Origin of the sequence: Micromonospora sp. CA-244673, from assembly GCF_050948395.1 — a bacterium.
Taxonomy (GTDB): Bacteria; Actinomycetota; Actinomycetes; order Mycobacteriales; family Micromonosporaceae; genus Micromonospora.
On record NZ_CP192019.1, the window covers coordinates 4,480,658 to 4,498,505 of the forward strand.

A 17,848-nucleotide genomic window follows, 5' to 3' on the forward strand; every position below is an offset into this window, starting at 1 on the left:
CCCTGTTCAGTGACCGGCCGGGCCGGCGTCAAACCTCCCACCGGCCGGGACGGAGCGACCAGCGGCGTGCGTCACGCCGGGTACGCGCGGGTCTCCGCGGCCTTGACCGCCGCCCAGACCGGCTGGCCGGGGCGCAGCCCGAGGTGGGCGGCCGCGGCGGGGGTGACGTCGGCGGCCACGTCGACCGGCCCGGCGAGCTGCACCCGCAGGTTGTCGCCGTGCCGCTGCACCCCGGTGACGGTGGCCGGCCAGACGTTGCGGGGGCTGCCGTCCGGGCGGGCCCGGTGCAGCGCGACGGCGGCCGGCGGGAACGCGACGAACGCCTCTCCCCGTACGGTGTCCGCCGTGGTGAGGGTGAGTCCGCCGACCGTGACGGCGTGCCCGTCGGCCTGCCCGCGGTGCAGGTTGAGCCCGACCAGCCGGGCCACGTAGTCGGTGCGGGGGCGGGCCGTGACGCTCGCCGCGTCGCCCTCCTGGACCACCTGCCCCCGCTCGACGATGACCAGCCGGTCGGCGAGCACCAGGGCGTCCAGGGGGTCGTGGGTGACCAGCAGGGTGGCGCCGGGGTGCGCGCCGAGGTGGCGCTGGAGTTCGGCGCGGGTGTCGAGCCGGGTCCCGGCGTCGAGCGCGGCGAGCGGCTCGTCGAGCAGCAGGAGGGTGGGCTCGACGGCGAGCGCGCGGGCCAGGGCGACCCGCTGGGCCTGCCCGCCGGAGAGCTGGCGTGGCTTGTGCCGGGCCTGCCCGCCCAGGCCGACCCGGTCCAGCCAGCCCTGCGCCCGGGCCCGGGCGGCCCGCCGGTCGGCGCCGCGGCGGCGCGGCCCGAACGCCACGTTGTCGAGCGCGCTGAGGTGCGGGAAGAGCAGGTAGTCCTGGAACACCACGCCCACCGGGCGCCGCTCGGGCGGCGTCCACACCCGCCGGTCGGGGCGGTCGAGGTCGACGCCGCCGAGGGTGAGGTGCCCGGCGCCGAGCGGGTGCAGCCCGGCGAGGGCCCGCAGCGCGGTGGTCTTGCCGGCCCCGTTCGGGCCGAGCAGCGCCACCACCTCCCCGGCGCCGATGCGCAGCCGGACGTCGAGGTGGAACGCGCCCCGGTCGGCGACCAGGTGTGCGTCGAGCAGAGGCGGGGCCGTCACGTCACACCGACCCAGCGGTCGCGCAGCCCGGCCAGGATGGCCACGGAGACGGTGAGCAGGATGAGGCTGAGCACGATGGCGGCCTGCACGTCGGTCTCCAGCGCCAGGTAGACGGCGAGCGGCATGGTCTGCGTCCGGCCCGGATAGTTGCCGGCGAAGGTGATGGTGGCGCCGAACTCGCCGAGCGCGCGGGCCCAGCAGAGCACCGCGCCGGCCGCCACCCCGGGGGCGACCAGCGGCAGGGTGACCCGGGTGAAGGTGGTCCAGCGCCCGGCGCCGAGGGTGGCCGCCGCCTCCTCGTAGCGGGGGTCGGCGCCGCGCAGCGCGCCCTCGACGGCGATGACGAGGAAGGGCATGGCCACGAAGGCCTCGGCCAGCACCACCCCGGCGGTGGTGAACGGGAGGCTCACCCCGAAGGTGGCGTCCAGCCAGGACCCGAGCAGCCCGCGCCGGCCGAAGACCAGCAGCAGCGCCACCCCGCCGACCACCGGCGGCAGCACCAGCGGCACGGTGACCAGCGCGCGGACCAGCCGCCGGCCGCGGAACTCGACCCGGGCCAGGAGCCAGGCCAGGGGTACGCCGAGCGCGACGCAGAGCAGCGTGGCGGCGGTGGCGGTTTCCAGCGACAGCCGCAGCGCGGTGAGCACGCCGGGCTGGGCGAGCCGCCGGGGCAGCGTGGTCCAGGGTGCCCGGACCAGCAGCCCGGCCAGCGGCAGGACGAGGAAGAGCAGGCCGAGCCCGGCGGGGAGCAGCAGGGCCAGGGGCACCCGCTGCCGGCGGCGCGGGGGTCGCGTCACCGGCTCGGCGGGGCCTGGAACCCGGCGGCGGTGAGCACGGCCAGGCCGGTGGCGGAGCGGACGTAGTCGACAAAGGCGCGGGCCCCGGCCGGGTTGGCGGCGTGCGTGAGGACCGCGACGGGGTAGTCGTTGACCGCCCGGGCCGACTCGGGGAACTCGACGGCGTCCAGTTCGGCGGCGCCCCGCACGTCGGTGCGGTAGACCAGCGCCGCGTCGACCTCGCCCAGCTTCACCTTCGCGAGGGCGCCCTTGACGTCCTGTTCGAGGGTGGCCGGGGTGAGCCGCACGCCGGCCGCGGCGAGGGCGGTCCGCGCCGCCGCGCCGCACGGCACCTGCTCGGCGCAGAGCGCCACCTTCACCCCGGGCCGGGCCAGGTCGGCCAGGCCGGCGACCCGGTCCGGGTTGCCCTTGGGTACGGCGATGACGAGCTGGTTGCGGACCAGGACGGCCGGTGTCCCGGCGGCGTCGCCCGCGTCGGTGACGGTCTTCATGGTGGCCGGCGAGGCGGCCGCGAACACGTCGGCCGGCGCGCCCTGGGTGATCTGGGTGGCCAGCGCCGAGCTGCCGGCGAAGTTGAAGACGACCCGGGTGTCGGGGTGGGCGGCCTCGTAGTCCTTACCGAGCTTCGTGAAGGACCCGGTGAGCGAGGCGGCGGCGAAGACGGTCACCGTGCCGCCCGTGCCGGCGGCCGGGTCGTCGCCGGCGCCGCAGCCGGCGGCGCCCAGGGTCAGCGCGGCCAGCCCGGCCACGGCGGCGCGTTTCCACCGTGCGGTCACGGGCTGGTCCTCCCCTTCGGCGCGCGCTCCACCACGACGGTGGTCGACTTGATCACGGCGACGGCCACCGAGCCGACCTGGAGGTCGAGGTCGTCGACCGCCTCGCGGCTCATCAGCGACACGATCCGGAACGGCCCGGCCTGGATGTCGACCTGGGCCATCACGGTGTCCTTGACGACGGCCGTGACGATGCCGCGCAGCCGGTTGCGGGCCGAGGAGAGCTCGGGGTGGCCCGGTGCGCGGACGAACGCGGCCAGGTCGGCGCCGTCGAGCACCCGGTGGCCGTGCTCGTCGCGGGTGGCGGGCAACCGCCCGGCGTCGATCCAGCGGCGGACCGTGTCCGCGCTGACCCCGAGCAGTTCGGCGGCCTCGCCGATCCGGAACACCGTCACGCGGCCACCCTAGCGGCTCGCAGGTGCGGGTGTGAAGCCGCGCGGCCCCTCGCATCCACCAGGAGCGAGGGGCCGCGGGACCCGTAACTGCGGCGGTTCTAGTCGCCCGTCGGGGTGAGCCGGACCCGCCGGAGCAGCTGGGCGTTGAGCGCCACCACGATGGTGGAGGCGGACATGAGCACCGCGCCGACGGCCGGGCTGAGCGCGACGCCCGCCCAGGCCAGGACCCCGGCGGCGAGCGGGATGGCCACCACGTTGTAGCCGGCCGCCCAGGCCAGGTTCTGCCGCATCTTCCGGTACGACGCCCGGGACAGCCGGATCACGCCGGTGACCCCGCGCGGGTCGGAGCTGGCCAGCACCACCCCGGCGGACTCGATCGCCACGTCGGTGCCGGCGCCGATGGCCACGCCCACGTCGGCGCGGGCGAGAGCCGGGGCGTCGTTGACCCCGTCGCCGACCATGGCCACGGTCAGCCCGCGGGACTGGAGCTCGGTGACCGCCTTGTCCTTGTCGGCGGGCAGCACCTCGGCGAAGACCTCGTCCACGCCGGGGCGGAAGCCCAGGTCGGCGGCGACCGCCTCGGCGACCGGCCGGGCGTCCCCGGTGATCATGACGATCTTCTTCACCCCCTGCTCGCGCAGTTCGGCGATGGCCGCGCGGGCCTCGGGACGCACCTCGTCCTCCAGGGCGAACGCGCCGACCACCTCCGGGCGGCCGGCGTCGGGCAGCCGGACCAGGTGCAGCACGGCGGCGCCCCGCCGCGACCAGCCCTCCGCCGCCCGCGCCAGCTCGCCGGGGACGTCGGCGCCCAGCTCGCGCAGCAGGGCCGGGCCGCCCACCGCCCAGTCGGTGCCGTCCACCGTGGCGCGTACGCCCCGGCCGGTCAGCGAGCGGAAGTCCCGGGCGGACGCCCGCAGGCCCCGGTCCTGCGCGGCCGTGACCAGGGCCCGGGCGAGCGGGTGCTCGCTGTCCGCCTCGACCGCGCCCGCGAGGCGCAGCGCGGCGTCGTCGTCCAGCCCGCCGGTGGCGGTCACCCCGGTCAGGGTGTGCCGCCCCTTGGTGAGGGTGCCGGTCTTGTCGAACAGCACCGCGTCGACGGTGCGCATCCGCTCCAGGGCGAGCCGGTCCTTCACCAGGATGCCGGCGCGGGCCGAGAGCGCCGTGGAGAGCGCCACGACCAGCGGGATGGCCAGGCCGAGGGCGTGCGGGCAGGCGATCACCAGCACCGTCACGGTCCGGACCACGGCCTGGTCGGTGTCGCCGAGCACCAGCCAGGCCGCGAAGGTGGCCAGGCCGGCGAGGGCCGCGACGTAGAACAGCAGCGCGGCGAACCGGTCGGCGAGCGCCTGGGCGCGACCGCCGGAGGACTGGGCCTGGGCGACGAGACGGCCGATGCCGGCGAGCGCGGTGTCCTCGCCGACGGCCTCGACGCGTACCCGGAGGGCCGAGTCGGTGGCCACGGTGCCGGCGACCACCCGGTCCCCGACGGCGCGCGGCACCGGCCGGGACTCCCCCGTGATCATCGACTCGTCCAGCTCGGCCGCCCCGTCGACGATCCGGCCGTCGGCGGGGACCCGGCCGCCGGAGCGGACCAGCACCAGGTCGCCGACGCGGAGGTCGGCCACCGGCACGCGGTGCGCGGCGCCGGAGTCGTCGAGGCGTTCGGCGTCGTCGGGCAGCAGCGCGGCGAGCGCCGCGAGGGCGCCCTGGGCCTGCCCGATCGCCTTCATCTCCTGCCAGTGGCCCAGCAGCATGATGGTGACCAGGGCGGCCAGCTCCCACCAGAAGTCCAGGTCGAACAGGCCGAGGCTGGTGGCCGCCGACGCCAGGTACGCGACCGTGATCGCCATCGAGATCAGCAGCATCATGCCCGGCGCCCGGTCGCGCACCTCGCGGACGCCCCCGACCAGGAACGGCCAGCCGCCGTAGAAGAAGACGATCGTGCCGAGGGCCGGGCCGACCCAGCGGACGCCCGGGAAGTCGAGCGAGTAGCCGAGCCAGTCCATGACCATGTGGCTGGTCAGCACGATCGGCACGGTCAACGCCAGGCTCAGCCAGAACTTGCGGCGGAACTGCTCGGGGTCGTGCCCCGCGTGCTTGTCGTGGCCGTCGTGCGTGTCGTGCCCCGCGCCGTGGTGCCCGTGTTCGTGGTCCATCGAACTCCACCTCCGCCGCCACCATATACCCCTAGGGGGTATGCGCCAACTCCCGGTCCCGCCCCGGCCCGGTGGCCGGACAGCCGAGGGGCCCGCGGGTTAGCCTCGGGGGCAGGGCCGGCCCCGGGAGTGACATGAGCGAGCAGAACACCCAGACGGTGCTGCCGGCGGCGTTCTTCGGGCACGGCAACCCGATGAACGCCCTCGAGGTCAACCGCTACAGCGCCGCCTGGCGGGAGTTCGGCCGGTCGGTGCCCCGGCCCCGCGCCATCCTGGTGGTCTCCGCGCACTGGTACATCGGCGCCACCGCGGTCACCGCGATGCCCCGGCCGCGCACCATCCACGACTTCTACGGCTTCCCGCAGCAACTTTTCGACGTGCGCTACCCGGCGCCCGGGCTGCCGGAGCTGGCCGAGGAGATAAGCGACGTGGTGCACCCCACCTGGGTCGGCGCCGACGTGGACTCCTGGGGCATCGACCACGGCACCTGGTCGGTGCTCACGCACGCGTTCCCCGACGCCGACATCCCGGTGGTGCAGCTGAGCATCAACGCGTTCAAGCCGTTCGACTACCACCTCGACCTCGGCGCCCGGCTCGCCCCGCTGCGCGAGCGCGGCGTGCTGGTGGTGGCCAGCGGCAACGTGGTGCACAACCTGGGCGGCGTCGACCCGCGGCTGGCCGACGAGGGCTTCGACTGGGCGCGCCGCTTCGACGACGCCGCCCGGGAGACCGTCCAGGACGCGCCGACCGAGGCGGCCCGGCTGGACGGGCACCGGGACTTCGACCTCGCGGTGCCGACGCCGGACCACTTCATCCCGCTGCTCTACCTGGCCGGGCTGGCCGGCGCCGCCGGGGACCGCCCCGACGTGCTGGTCGACGGCTACGCGTACGGGTCGCTGTCGATGACGGCGTACACCCTAGGGCTGCGCTGCGGGGGCGAGCAGCAGCCGGGCGGCGCGCCGTCGCTGCCGGGCGGGGTGCCGGCGGACTCCGCCAACATCTGAGGGCGTTCTCAGCGCTCCGGTCGGGACCCCACGCCGGAGCCGCCGACCGGCCCCTTGCCCTGCCACGGCCAGCGGCCGTCCAGTTCCACCTGGAGCGAGACGCTGAGGAACGTCCGGACCAGCACGATGAGCGCCAGCACCCCGACGCTGGTGAAGGTGGGCGACACCGCCACGGTCCGGATGATGTCGCCGGCCACCAGCAGTTCCAGGCCGAGCAGGATGGCCCGCCCCACCCCCTGCCGGTAGGACCGGTAGTGGTCGACGACCTGCCGCGTGCGCCACCAGCGCAGCGCGAAGACGACCGTGGCGACCGCGACGCCGACCGCGATGACCACCACCCCGGCCAGGTCCAGGAGCGTGCCGATGTGCTGGATGATCTCCTTCGTCGGCACCCGTCACCCCCGCGCCGCCGGTGGCGCCCCGCGCGCGCCGTCCGCAGCACCCACCCTGTCGCATCACCGCCGCCGGCGGGCCGCTTTCGTCCGAGCCCGCCCGGGCGGCGGGCTCGCCGGCATTCGCCTACCGCCGCCCGCCGCCGCGCCTAGGGTGGGACTCGGACCCGACCGTCCCGCCCCGGCGGGCGGTCACCGACGGCAGCTGGCGAGGAGCGGACGTGACGCAGCCGGAAGAGGACCAGGAGAAGAGCAAGAAGACCGACGACGTCCTGTACTCGGCGGACGGCGACCCGCACCACAACCTGGCCCAGGCGCCGCAGCCCGACGAGCACCTGACCCCGCGGTACGAGCACGACGGCGAGTCGGAGCCCGTCGGCGACGAGTGAGCCCCCCGCTCAGGGTTCCGGCGACAGGCCGGTCCGGGCCGCCCGGGCATCGGCGGCGGCGCCCGGCGGGGCGTCCGGCGCCGGGACCGGCAACTGGCGGTCGTGCAGGCGGCTGAGCAGCGCCAGCGAGGTGATCGCGCCGACCAGCGCCAGGAACATGTCCCACTGGGTGTCCCAGACGTCGCCCTGGGTGGCGAGGAAGTCGTCGGCCGCCGAGCCGCCGGCCAGCGCCGCCCACCACTCGATCATCTCGAAGAGGGCGCTGAACGCCAGGCAGGCGCAGACCACCAGCGGGGCGAGCCAGCGGCTGCCGCGCAGCGGCGACCGGCGGACCAGGATCTCGCGAACCAGGATCGCCGGCACGAAGCCCTGGGCGAAGTGACCGAGCCGGTCGTACGGGTTGCGGGACAGGTGGAACGTCTCCCGCGCCCAGTCGCCGACCGGCGTGCGCGCGTAGCTGTAGTGGCCGCCGACCACGAGGATCAGCGCGTGCGCGGCGAGCAGGCAGCAGAGCAGGGTGGTCAGCGGGAATCGCCGCCAGGTGACCAGCACCAGCGGGACGCCGACGAGCACCCAGACCGTCTCCAGCAGCCAGGTGAGCCGGTCGTACGGCCGGATGCCGGAGGCCACGAGGGCGGCGACGACGAGGACCAGCAGCGCCGGTGGGACGACTGTGCGTGCTCGGGGCACCGGCGACCGCCTGTCCACGTTCCACCCGGTGCGGCCCGGCGCCGTCCGGAGAGGACGACGATAGCAACGGCGAGGGCGCCTCCCGGTGCCCCCGCCGCGCCGCTCAGTCCTGCGCCTGCCAGCGGTAGAACACGGTGGCCACCGAGTCCTGCGGGCCGTGCCACTCCTCCGGCCGGTACGGGCTGACGTAGGGCGCGAGGTCCTGCATCACCTTCGCGAAGACCGGCTTGGTGTCGTGGTTGTTCCGGGTCGCCTCGGCGGCCGACGCCTCCTGTTCGAGCAGGTGGACGTAGACGTCGTCGATCGAGTAGAGCCAGCGCCCGGTGACGCCCAGCTCGGCCGGCAGCGAGCCGGCGTCGGACTCGGCGAAGACCCGCGCCACGTCCGGTTCGGCGCCGGGCTTGATCCGCCCGACGATCACGGTCAGCGTGGTGTCCGCGGGCGGCTCCCCCTCCGGAGCCCAGTGGTAGAACTCCTTGGCCACCGAGTCGGACGGGTTCTTCCAGTACCGCGGGTACGGCGTCACGTACGGGCCGATGGCCTCGGCGATCTTCTGGAACGCGGGCAGCCCCCGGGTCTGGCCGGAGATCCTCGGGTCCTGCTCGCGCTCGATGACGTGGATGTAGAGGTCGTGGTGGGACAGCAGGATGCGCCCGATGACCCCGAGGTCCTGCGGCCGGGTGGCCTGGTCGTAGTGGCCGAAGACATCTCCGACGATCTTGTCGCTGCCGGGGACCATGTGGCAGACGATCACGTTCCGGAAGACCATGGCTGCTCCTTGGTTGGGTTCGGGTGGGCGGGTGGGAGGCTCAGGTGGCGAAGGTGACCGGCAGCTCCAGCAGGCCGCGGAACGGCGACGCGGCCGGCAGCCGGCGTACCTCGTCGAGGGGCACGCCGAGCCGCAGTCCGGGCAGCCGGCGCAGCAGCGCGGCGAGCGCGATCTGCGCCTCCATCCGAGCCAGCGAGACGCCGAGGCAGTAGTGCACGCCGTGCCCGAAGCCCAGGTGCGGGCCGCGGACCCGGCGCAGGTCCAGCCGGTCGGGGTCGGCGAAGTGGGCGGGGTCGTGGTTCGCCGCGTTGATCGCCACACCGACGATGGAGCCGCGCGGGATGCACACCCCCTCGTACTCGATGTCCTCGGTGGCGATCCGCGGGCTGGCCACGGGCAGCGGGCCGTCGAACCGGAGCAGCTCCTCGATCGCCGCCGGCAGCAGTTGGGGCGTGGCGCGCAGCATCTCGAGCTGCTCGGGGTGGGTGAGCAGGGCGAGCACCGCGTTGCCGAGGAAGTCCGCGGTGGTCTGGTGCCCGGCGAACACCAGCAGGAACGTGGTGGTCACCAGCTCCGCCTCGGAGAGCGTCCCGTCGCGGTCGACCGCGTCGATGAGCGCCCCGATGATGTCGTCCGCCGGGTCGCCGCGCTTGGCCCGCACCAGGTCCGCGAAGTAGTGGTGCAGGCGCAGCTGGGCCTCCTGCACGGCCGCCCGCTCCTCCTGGGGCGGCCGCCGGGTCGAGCCGGAGGTGCGGATCACCTGGGTCCAGTCGAGCACCCGGTCGTGGTCGGCCGGCGGCACCCCGAGCAGCTCGCAGATGACCGTCATGGGCAGCGGGATGGCGAAGTCGTGCATCAGCTCGGCCTGGCCCTGCGGGAGCATCTTGTCGATCAGGTGGTCGACGACCTGCGCCACCCGCGGCCGCAGCGCCTCGATCCGCCGCGGCGCGAACGCCTGGGACACCACCCGGCGCAGCCGGGTGTGCTCGGGCGGGTCGGAGTTGAGCATGTTGCGGTTCAACCCCTCCGAGTTCGGGCCGAAGATCCGCAGGTAATGCTGGTCGGGACCGTAGAGGTCCTTGGACAGCCGCGGGTCCGTCAGCGCCGTCCGGGCGTCGTCGAAGCGGGTGATCAGCCAGGAGTCGAAGCGCGGGGAGCTGACCGGGCACACCGGCCGGTCGTTGCGCAGCCGGGCGAAGGTCGGGTAGGGGTCGGCGGCGAACTCATCGGTGTAGAGCTCGCCCGCCGGCACGGCGTCCTCGGTCATCGGTCCTCCTCCGGTGCGCTGCCCACGCTGTGCAGCACCTGGTAGGTGTGCCGCTGCGCGGATTCACGCAGCTCGCGGATGATGCGCAGCAGCCGGTCCCGGTGCTCGCTGCGGCCGAAGGCGTCCAGCCGCTCGCGGTCCGCCCAGTCGCTGATGATCAGGTAGCTACGCGGGTCCTCGGCGTCGCGGACCAGGTCCTGGTGCAGGCAGCCGTCCAGCGTGCGGATCTCCTCGGCCGCGGTGCGCCACTCCGACTCGAAGCGCTCCTCGCAGCCCTCCCGGGTCCGCATGGCGAGCACCGTGCGCACCCGGGTCACCGGGCACCCCCGAACACCAGGTGCAGGTGCTTGCGGAGCGCGTCGGCGTCGACGGGCTGGCTGCGGAAGCCGACGTGCCCGTCCGGGCGGACCAGGTACAGCCCGGTGCCGGCCAGTCCGTAGGCGGCGCGGAACCGGCCGTCGGCGTCGCACACCGCGGGCGGGTCGAGCAGCCGCGGCTCGGCGGCGTCCGGGCTGAGCAGCAGGTACGCGTCGACCTCCCCGGCCGTCTGCCGCCGCACGTCGGCGCAGAGCTCGGCGATCGCGCCCAGCGCCGCCTCGTCGGCCGACGCGTCGGCGTAGAGCAGCAGCGTGTGCCGGGTGCCGCGGGTGAGGTCGCGCAGCCGCAGCGGGTGGCCGACGCCGCGCCGCAGCAGCCCGTCCACGTCGGGGGCGCGGTCGCCGGGGCGGGGGGCCTCGCCCAGCGCGTCCGGATCGGACACGGTTTCGCCGACCAGCGGGCTGCCCGCGTAGCTGAGCAGCATGGACATTTCCTGGAGGAACTGCCGCTTCAGGTCCTCGCGGTCCAGCTCGTCGGTGAACGCCATCCGCACGGCGCGGCCGACGATCTCCTCGCCCTCCGGCCGCCGCTCGGTCTCGTAGCTGTCCAGCAGGCCGGGCGCGGCGATCCCGCGGACCGCGAGGGCCAGCTTCCAGGCCAGGTTCCAGGCGTCCTGGATGCCGGTGTTCATGCCCTGGCCGCCGGCCGGCGGGTGCAGGTGGGCCGCGTCGCCGACCACGAACACCCGGCCGTCGCGGTAGCGGTCCACGATGCCGTGGCTGATCCGGAACACCGACGACCAGCGCAGGTTCGAGGCGCGGGTGCCGGGCGGGGCGAGATGGTTGAGGGCGGCCTGGACGTCGGCCAGGGTCGGTGCGCCCAGCTCCGCGCTGAACCCGGGCGGGGCGTCCTGCCCGCCGGTCTGCGCGAAGAACCGGGGCGGGGCCAGGGTGGCGATCCGGTACCGGCGTTCGCCGCGCAGCGGGACGCAGACCAGCATCCCGTCCATCCGGCCGTCGGTCTCGTGCAGGAACCGCAGCAGGTGCCCGTCGGGCATGTCCCAGTCCACGTCGACGTCGCCGAGCATGAACAGCTGGGGGAACCGGCCCAGCCCGCCGGTGAAGGTGAGCCCGAGCAGTTCCCGGACCCGGCTGTGCGCGCCGTCGCAGCCGACCAGGTACTTGGCGCGCACCGTCTCGGTGCCGCCGTCGGCCGTGGTGACGGTGGCCGTCACGCCGTCGTCGTCCTGGGTGAAGTCGACGAGCTCGGCGCCGCGCTGGGGGCGCACCCCGAGGGTGGCCAGCCGGGCGGTGAGGATGCGCTCGGTCTCGTACTGGGGCAGGCCGAGGTGCGCGTACGGCAGGCCGGGCAGCTCCCAGCTCATCCGGTGGGTCTCCGCCCCGTTGACGAAGACCATGTTGCCGGTGAGCCAGATGCCGGCGTCCATGGCCTCCCGGACGACGCCCTGCTCCTCCCAGATCTCCATGGTGCGGCAGTGCACGCCGATCGCCTTGTCGGCCTGGCCGGCCGGGGTGGCCAGCTTGTCGATCACCCGGCAGTCGACGCCCCGCCGGGCCAGCTCGACGGCGGCGGTCAGCCCGGCGGGCCCCGCCCCGACGACCAGTACGTCCGTTGTCCTGTGCACGTCGGCCTCCCTGCCGGTGGTGGGTTGTCGCCGGCCGCCCCCGTCGGGCACGACGTGGAACAGGCGGCGCCGGATGTCGAGAAGGAACGGCGCGATGGGCCCGGCCTGCGCGGAGGCGTGGGCCGGGTCGGCGATCCAGCGGAGGAACTCCCCCGCGCTGTTCCACTCGGCGAAGATGTGGTGCACGTCCGACCCGGGTTCACGCAGCAACTGCTCGCGCCGGTACCCGGGTATCCCGGCCATCCGCGCCCGGACCTCCGGGTAGCCGCGGTGGAACTCGGCGAGCCGGGGCGCCGGCACGGTCAGCTCGACGTCCACGTAGACCGTCGAGTCACCCGTGCCGTGCTCCCGCAGCACGGGGTAGTCGGCCGGGCCGGCCGGCTCGGTCAGCGGCCGGACCAGCTCGGCCAGCCGCGCGGCGACGGGCCCGTCCCGGTACGCCCGCAGCGCCGCCTCGTCGGCCCACTCGGTGACGACGACGAACCCGCGCGGGTCCAGCGCGTCGAGCAGCAGCTCCTGCCGGAGGTTGCCGGCCAGCCCGGCGACCTGCCCCGCGACCGTCCCCCAGGCGGACCGCACGGCGGGCTCGCAGCCCTGACGCGCGCGCAGCCGGAGCATCGTCCTGATCATGAGTCCCCTTCGACGGCCTGCGGGAGACGGTGGAGCTGCGGTGTCCGGTGCTGCCCGGGCCACCACGTCGTCGCGCTGCGACCCTGCCGGAGGCCGCGTCAACCGGCCGTCACGGGCGGCCCCCGCGACGTCCCCACCCGGTGACGCCACGGGGACGGGAGGCCGCTACGACCGGGCCGCCCGGGGCCCGGGTCTGCACTGTCCCGGTCGGACCTCCGTACCGTGGGCCGGGTGAGGATCTGGGACCGGCTCGCCGGCGCCGCCGCGGACCTCGGGTTCGCCGTCGCGTTCCTGGTCGCGTTCGCCGTCGAGGCCGTCGCCGTCGCGCAGTCCTGGGGCGCCGGCTACTGGCTGTTCGGCGGGCTCGCCGCCCTCGTGGTGGGCGGGTTCGCCCTGCTGCGCCGGTGGCACCGGGGCGGCTTGGCCGTGGCCGGTCTCGTCGCCGCGGCGGTGACCGTGCTGGTCGCCCGGCTGGCCCACCTGCCGGCGGAACCGGGCCCGGCCCTGACGCTCGCCCTGGCGGTGCTGGTCGGGGCGGCGGTGCGTACCCTTCCGCCGGTGCCGGCGGGCGCGGTGGGGGCTGCCGGCCTCGCCCTCGTGGTGGGCAGCCAGCTCGCCGCCCGTCCGTCCCCGTCCGGCATCTCCTCGGTGGCCGCACTGACCGGGCTGGCCTGGCTGGCCGCCGTCGCGGTCGGGCTCTCGCTGCGCCTGGTCGACGCCCGCAACCAGGCGACCGCCGAGCGGGTACGCCAGGACGAGCGGCTGGAGCTGGCCCGCGAGCTGCACGACGTGGTCGCCCACCACGTCACCGGCATCGTGGTGCAGGCGCAGGCCGCCCAGCTGGTCGCCGGCCGGCACCCGGAGAAGCTGCCGGCCACCCTGGCCGGGATCGAGCTGGCCGGCTCGGAGGCCCTCGCGGCGATGCGCCGGGTGGTCGGGCTGCTGCGCGACACCGCGGACGCGGCGCCCGCCTCGCCCGGCCCGGAACAGCTCGGCGCCCTGGTCGAGCGGTTCGACCGGCACGGCCCGCCGGTGCGGCTGCGCCTGGCCGAGCCGCCCGCGCAGTGGCCCCCGGAGGTGACCACCACCGTCTACCGGATCGTCCAGGAGGCACTGACCAACGTGTCCCGGCACGCCCCGCACGCCCGGTCGGTCACCGTCACCGTCGACCGGGACGCGGACGGGATCGTGGTGGAGGTGGTGGACGACGCGCCGCCGGCCCCGGCCCGGAAGGGCCACCGCGGCGGGTACGGTCTCATCGGGATGCGCGAGCGCGTCCAGACCCTCGGCGGCACGCTGCGGGCCGGTCCCCGCGCCGCCGGAGGCTGGTCCGTGCTGGCCACCCTCCCCCTCCCCTCCAGGACGGCACGATGACCATCCGGGTGCTGCTCGCCGACGACCAGGCGATGGTCCGCGGCGGCCTTCGGCTGATCCTCGAGGACCAGCCGGACATCAGCGTGGTGGCCGAGGTGTCCGACGGCGTCGACGCCGTCGCCCAGGCCCGCCGGCTGCGCCCGGACGTCTGCCTGGTTGACATCCGGATGCCCCGCCTGGACGGCATCGAGGTGACCCGGGCGCTGGCCGGCCCGGGGGTCCCCCATCCGATGCGGGTCGTCGTGGTGACCACCTTCGACCTGGACGAGTACGTCTACGGCGCGCTCCGCAACGGGGCGGTCGGGTTCATCCTGAAGGACGCCGGGCCGGCGCTGCTCGTGGAGGCGGTCCGCGCCGCGCACAACGGCGACGCGCTGGTGTCGCCGTCGGTGACCCTGCGGCTGCTCAGGCACGTGACCTCGGCCGGCGGTCCGCCCGGCGGCAACGCCGCGTCCCACCTCTCGGAGCGGGAGATCGAGGTGGTGCGGGCCATCGCGCGGGGCCGTACCAACCGGGAGATCGCGGCCGAGCTGTTCATCTCGCTGAGCACGGTCAAGAGCCACCTCTCCGGCATCCAGACCAAGCTGGGTCTGCGCAACCGGGTCGAGGTCGCCGCGTGGGCGTGGGAGAACCGCGTGGTGGAGAGCGGCTGACCGGCCCGGTCGTGGTCAGGTGTCGAGCGCGCGGACCGTACGGAGCAGGTGACCGGCCAGGTGGAGCGTGCGGCCGCCGGTCTCCGCGACCACGTCGATCTCCCTGACCTCGGTGCCGGTCCACTCCGGCCCGGCGAAGCTCGCCCGCAGCTCCTGCTCGGTCATGCCCCAGCCGTGGCCCGCCGCCGGTGACACCGCCAGCACGTAGGCGGTCGCGCCCGGGGCGGCGAGGCCCGGCAGCGACGCGAGGTAGCGGTCCATGGCGGCGCCGTAGCGGTGGAGGCTGTGCAGCAGGCCCGAGTCGAACACCGTGTCGAACGGCGCGGACGGCAGGGACAGGGCCGTGGCGTCCTGGACCTCGAAGTGCACCGCCAGGCCCTCGCGGGCGGCCTTGGCGCGGGCCTGGTCGATCGCCACGCGCGAGATGTCGACCGCCGTCACCTGGTGGCCGCGCCGGGCGAGGGCGATCGCGAGGTCGCCCGTGCCGCAACCGATGTCGAGCACCTTCGGGCCCGTGACCCCCTGGTCGAGCACCTCGGCGAGTGCCGGTTGCGGGCCGCCGATGTCCCAGGGCGGCCCGCCCGAGTCGGCGGCGTCGCGGTAGACCTCGTCGTAGTCGTGCCCGTGACCGACCTCGACGGGCTCGTCGCGGTGCGCCTCGTCGTCGCGTGCGCTCACCAGACCTCCTGGACAACGAGTTCACCGGCGGGAACGGGCTCGCCCAGCACCGTACCGCGTGGAGGGTGGCGCGCGCCTCAGGCGAAGAGGCGGGCCAGTTCGGTGCGGGAGCGCACGCCGAGCCGGTGGAAGATGTTGCGCAGGTGGTGGTCGATGGTCCGGGTGGACAGCGACATCCGGGTGGCGATCTCCCGGTTGGTGGCCCCCTCGGCGACCAGCTGGGCGATGTGCAGTTGCTGGCCGGTCAGCAGCTGCGCCGGCGGCTGTTGCGCCGACCCGACCGACTCCCCCGCCGCGCGCAGCTCCGCGCCGGCCCGCTCGGCCCAGACGGTCGCGCCGAGCAGGGTGAACGTCTCCCGCGCCCGGTGCAGGTGGGCCCGGGCGTCCCGCGGCCGGCGGGCCCGGCGCAGTTCCCGGCCGAACAGCAGCTCCGTGCGGGCCCGCTCGAACCGGTCGGTGTCGGTGGGGTGCAGCCGCAGCGCCGCGCGGAACTCCCGCTCGGCCTCGGCGCTGCCGCGGGGCGCGAGCAGCGCGTGGCAGCGGGCGGAGAGGGCCCGGCGCGACGGGCTCGCCGTGCTGCTGGCCCAGCGGTCGAAGACGGTGAGCGCCGCGGTGGGCCGCCGGCCGTCGTGGGCGGCTGCCTCGACCAGGTACGGCGTGGCCATCACCTGCACGAGGACCTGGCCGCGGCCGGTGCCGGTCCGGGCGAGCGAGGCCAGCCGGGTGGCCGCGTCGGCGTGCCGGCCGTCGACCAGGTCGAGCACGCCGAGCGCCCACTGCGCGTACGCGTAGGGGCGGCTGCCCGGGGTGGCGCCGTCGCCGATCTCGGCGATCCGGGCGAGGCTGGTGGCCCGGTCGGCCCGCACCGCGGCCAGCACGGCGAGGATGCCGAGGTGGACCCGGGCGCAGGTCCGCTGGCCGGTGGCACGGGCGACCCGCAGCCCCTCGTTCGCGGTCTCCGTCGCCGTGGCGTGCCGGCCCAGCCAGTATTCGGCGACCGCTCGCAGCTCCAGCGCCCGGGGCAGCAGGGACCGCTCGCCGCGGGCCCGGGCCAGCTCGACGGCGCGGTCGGCGAGCCGGTGCGCCGCTCCGTCCACGGCCACCAGCAGCCCGGCCACGGCGGCGCAGACCAGTGCGGCCGGGGTGAGCACCGGCCCGGTCAGCCGGCCGCCGAGGACGACGACCCGGCGCAGCGCCGGCCCGCCCCGCTCGTGGTCGCCGCGCAGGGTCGCCCCGACCCCGGCCGCGAACGTGGTCAGCAGCTCGACGTCCGGCGGGTCCCCGGGCCGGCGCAGCGCCCACGCCCGCCGCGCCACCTCCGCGTACCGGTAGTGGTCACCGGTGAGGCAGATGGCCTCGCCGGCCCGGACCAGGCCGAGCAGGGCCGCCTCCCGGTCGGCCGGCGCGACCGCCTCGGCGGCGGCGAGCAGGGTGGCGACCGCCGTGGAGGGCGCGTCGCAGCGGAGCTGGATCTCGCCGCGCAGCAGGTCGGCCGGGCCGGTCGCGGCCGGGCCGGCGGGCGGCGCGGACAGCAGCCGCCGGGCCTGGTCGGGGTGGCCGGCCGTCCAGGCGCAGCGGGCGGCGGCGACCGTGCGGGCGGCGGCGCGGGCGGGGTCGTCGCTGAGTTCGGCGGCGCGGCGCAGGGCGGCGGCCGCCTCGGTCCGGTCGTCCGCGCCGGCGGCGGCCGCCTCCAGCTCCGCGGCCAGCGCCGGGTCGGGGCCGTCGGTGGCGGCGGCGCGGTGGAGGGCCTGGCGCAGCGACCGGCCACCCGGCGCCCGGGCCAGCAGCAGATGCGCCGCGCGCCGGTCGGCCAGCGGCGCGACGGCCTCGATCATGGTCCGGGTCAGCGGGTGCGGGAAGGTCACTCCCGCCGGGCCGGCGCGCAGCAGGCCGGCGGCCACGGCCGGCGCGAGCGCCTCGACGCCCAGGCCGGCGACGCGCGCCGCACGGTCCAGCGTGGCCGGGTCCCCGTGGCGGTCGAGCGCGGCCAGCAGCAGCACCTGCCGGGTGTCCGGCGGCAGCCGGTCGAGGCGGGCGCGGTACGCGGCGCCCAGCGCGCCGTCGGCCGGCGGGGTGGCGGGCGGCGGCTCGTCCCCGTGCCACTGGCCGGGGGTGAGCGCGCCGGCGAGGTCGACCAGCGCCCGCGGGTTGCCGCCGCTCACCGCCGCCAGTTCGGCGGCCACCGCGGCCGGCGGTGGGGCGGACCGCCGGTCGGCGAGCAGGGCACGGCACTGCCGCTCGTCGAGGGGGCGCAGCCGGTGGGCGGGCAGGTCACCGGCCGCCGCCTCGCCGGCCGCGGTGAGCACGAGGGCGACCGGCAGGCGGCTCAGCCGGCGGGCCACGACGGCGAGCGTTCCGGCGGTCTGGGGGTCGCCGGCGTCGACGTCGTCCATCATGCACAGCAGCGGGCGGTCGCGGGCGGCGACGGCGAGCAGGCCGAGCACGGCGGTGGCCAGGGTCAGCCGCTGGGCGTCCGGGCAGCCGCCCCCGGTGAGCACGCGCCGCAGCACCCGCCGTTGCCGCTCGGGCAGCGACCCGGCTCGGTCGAGGACCGGGTCCAGGAGGCGTTGCAGACCCGCGTACGGCAGGGTCGCCTCGTCGGCGAGCCCGGCGCCGGCGAGGACCGCCCGCGCACCGGCGTGCTGCCGGGCGTACGCGAGCAGGGCGCTGCGACCCGAACCGGGCTCGCCGTGGAACAGCAGCGCGCCGCCGCCGGGCCCGTCGAGCAGGTCGCGGACCGCCCGGCACTCGTCGTCCCGGCCGCGCAAGGTTATTTGCACTCTGA

Annotated in this window: 17 protein-coding genes; 4 read left to right on the top strand and 13 right to left on the bottom strand. The window is 76.1% G+C overall.

Features of this window, described 5'->3' with window-relative positions; translation table 11 throughout:
- Positions 1-71: 71 nt before the first annotated feature.
- The 5 genes from ACQP12_RS20895 to ACQP12_RS20915 form a co-directional block, all read right to left on the bottom strand.
- Positions 72-1,133, bottom strand: coding sequence for an ABC transporter ATP-binding protein (locus tag ACQP12_RS20895; RefSeq protein ID WP_433281238.1), 1,062 nt, complete (start codon positions 1,131-1,133; stop codon positions 72-74).
- Positions 1,130-1,930 (bottom strand): ABC transporter permease, encoded by an 801-nt coding sequence (locus tag ACQP12_RS20900; RefSeq protein ID WP_357943472.1) that lies wholly within the window; start codon positions 1,928-1,930, stop codon positions 1,130-1,132. Before ACQP12_RS20900 ends, ACQP12_RS20895 begins: the two co-directional genes overlap by 4 nt.
- Positions 1,927-2,706 carry a molybdate ABC transporter substrate-binding protein gene (modA, locus tag ACQP12_RS20905; RefSeq protein WP_433281240.1) on the bottom strand — a complete coding sequence of 260 codons (780 nt, stop codon included), beginning with the start codon at positions 2,704-2,706 and terminating at the stop codon, positions 1,927-1,929. The genes ACQP12_RS20900 and modA overlap by 4 nt, the downstream gene beginning before the upstream one ends.
- Positions 2,703-3,098, bottom strand: coding sequence for a TOBE domain-containing protein (locus ACQP12_RS20910; protein WP_357943476.1), 396 nt, complete (start codon positions 3,096-3,098; stop codon positions 2,703-2,705). Before ACQP12_RS20910 ends, modA begins: the two co-directional genes overlap by 4 nt.
- Positions 3,099-3,196: 98 nt before the next feature.
- Positions 3,197-5,254: a heavy metal translocating P-type ATPase gene (locus ACQP12_RS20915; RefSeq protein WP_433281242.1), complete on the bottom strand. Its 2,058-nt coding sequence runs from the start codon at positions 5,252-5,254 to the stop codon at positions 3,197-3,199.
- Positions 5,255-5,388: 134 nt separating this feature from the next.
- On the opposite strand from ACQP12_RS20915, the gene ygiD reads away from it, so the two are divergent.
- Entirely contained in the window at positions 5,389-6,258 is an 870-nt protein-coding gene (ygiD, locus tag ACQP12_RS20920; RefSeq protein ID WP_433281244.1) for a 4,5-DOPA dioxygenase extradiol, read from the top strand.
- A gap of 8 nt (positions 6,259-6,266) precedes the next feature.
- On the opposite strand, the gene ACQP12_RS20925 is transcribed toward ygiD, so the two are convergent.
- Positions 6,267-6,650: a DUF1622 domain-containing protein gene (locus tag ACQP12_RS20925; protein ID WP_433281246.1), complete on the bottom strand. Its 384-nt coding sequence runs from the start codon at positions 6,648-6,650 to the stop codon at positions 6,267-6,269.
- Positions 6,651-6,871: 221 nt separating this feature from the next.
- Here ACQP12_RS20925 and ACQP12_RS20930 point away from each other — a divergent pair, with 221 nt between their 5' ends.
- Positions 6,872-7,039 carry a hypothetical protein gene (locus tag ACQP12_RS20930; RefSeq protein WP_357943484.1) on the top strand — a complete coding sequence of 56 codons (168 nt, stop codon included), beginning with the start codon at positions 6,872-6,874 and terminating at the stop codon, positions 7,037-7,039.
- 9 nt (positions 7,040-7,048) lie between these two features.
- On the opposite strand, the gene ACQP12_RS20935 is transcribed toward ACQP12_RS20930, so the two are convergent.
- From ACQP12_RS20935 to ACQP12_RS20955, 5 genes are all read right to left on the bottom strand, one after another.
- Positions 7,049-7,729, bottom strand: a complete 681-nt coding sequence (locus ACQP12_RS20935) for a DUF2238 domain-containing protein (RefSeq protein ID WP_433281249.1) — start codon at positions 7,727-7,729, stop codon at positions 7,049-7,051.
- Between the two features lie 103 nt (positions 7,730-7,832).
- Positions 7,833-8,498: a TcmI family type II polyketide cyclase gene (locus ACQP12_RS20940; RefSeq protein ID WP_357943488.1), complete on the bottom strand. Its 666-nt coding sequence runs from the start codon at positions 8,496-8,498 to the stop codon at positions 7,833-7,835.
- A 40-nt stretch (positions 8,499-8,538) separates the two neighbouring features.
- Positions 8,539-9,765: a cytochrome P450 family protein gene (locus ACQP12_RS20945; RefSeq protein WP_433281252.1), complete on the bottom strand. Its 1,227-nt coding sequence runs from the start codon at positions 9,763-9,765 to the stop codon at positions 8,539-8,541.
- The gene (locus tag ACQP12_RS20950) at positions 9,762-10,082 is read right to left on the bottom strand and encodes a putative quinol monooxygenase (RefSeq protein ID WP_433281254.1); all 321 of its coding nucleotides are present in this window, start codon (positions 10,080-10,082) and stop codon (positions 9,762-9,764) included. The genes ACQP12_RS20945 and ACQP12_RS20950 overlap by 4 nt, the downstream gene beginning before the upstream one ends.
- A complete protein-coding gene (locus ACQP12_RS20955) occupies positions 10,079-12,358 on the bottom strand; it encodes an FAD-dependent monooxygenase (protein ID WP_433281256.1) in 2,280 nt (759 codons plus the stop codon). The genes ACQP12_RS20950 and ACQP12_RS20955 overlap by 4 nt, the downstream gene beginning before the upstream one ends.
- A 231-nt stretch (positions 12,359-12,589) precedes the next feature.
- Between ACQP12_RS20955 and ACQP12_RS20960 the strand changes: the two genes are divergently transcribed.
- The gene (locus tag ACQP12_RS20960; protein WP_433281259.1) at positions 12,590-13,732 is read left to right on the top strand and encodes a sensor histidine kinase; all 1,143 of its coding nucleotides are present in this window, start codon (positions 12,590-12,592) and stop codon (positions 13,730-13,732) included.
- Positions 13,729-14,385, top strand: a complete 657-nt coding sequence (locus ACQP12_RS20965; RefSeq protein WP_357943498.1) for a response regulator transcription factor — start codon at positions 13,729-13,731, stop codon at positions 14,383-14,385. Before ACQP12_RS20960 ends, ACQP12_RS20965 begins: the two co-directional genes overlap by 4 nt.
- Positions 14,386-14,400: 15 nt before the next feature.
- On the opposite strand, the gene ACQP12_RS20970 is transcribed toward ACQP12_RS20965, so the two are convergent.
- Both ACQP12_RS20970 and ACQP12_RS20975 read right to left on the bottom strand, forming a co-directional pair.
- On the bottom strand, positions 14,401-15,063 hold the full coding sequence (locus tag ACQP12_RS20970; protein ID WP_433281261.1) for a class I SAM-dependent methyltransferase: 663 nt from the start codon (positions 15,061-15,063) through the stop codon (positions 14,401-14,403).
- Between the two features lie 77 nt (positions 15,064-15,140).
- Positions 15,141-17,831, bottom strand: coding sequence for a LuxR C-terminal-related transcriptional regulator (locus tag ACQP12_RS20975; protein ID WP_433281263.1), 2,691 nt, complete (start codon positions 17,829-17,831; stop codon positions 15,141-15,143).
- Between the last annotated feature and the right edge of the window lie 17 nt (positions 17,832-17,848).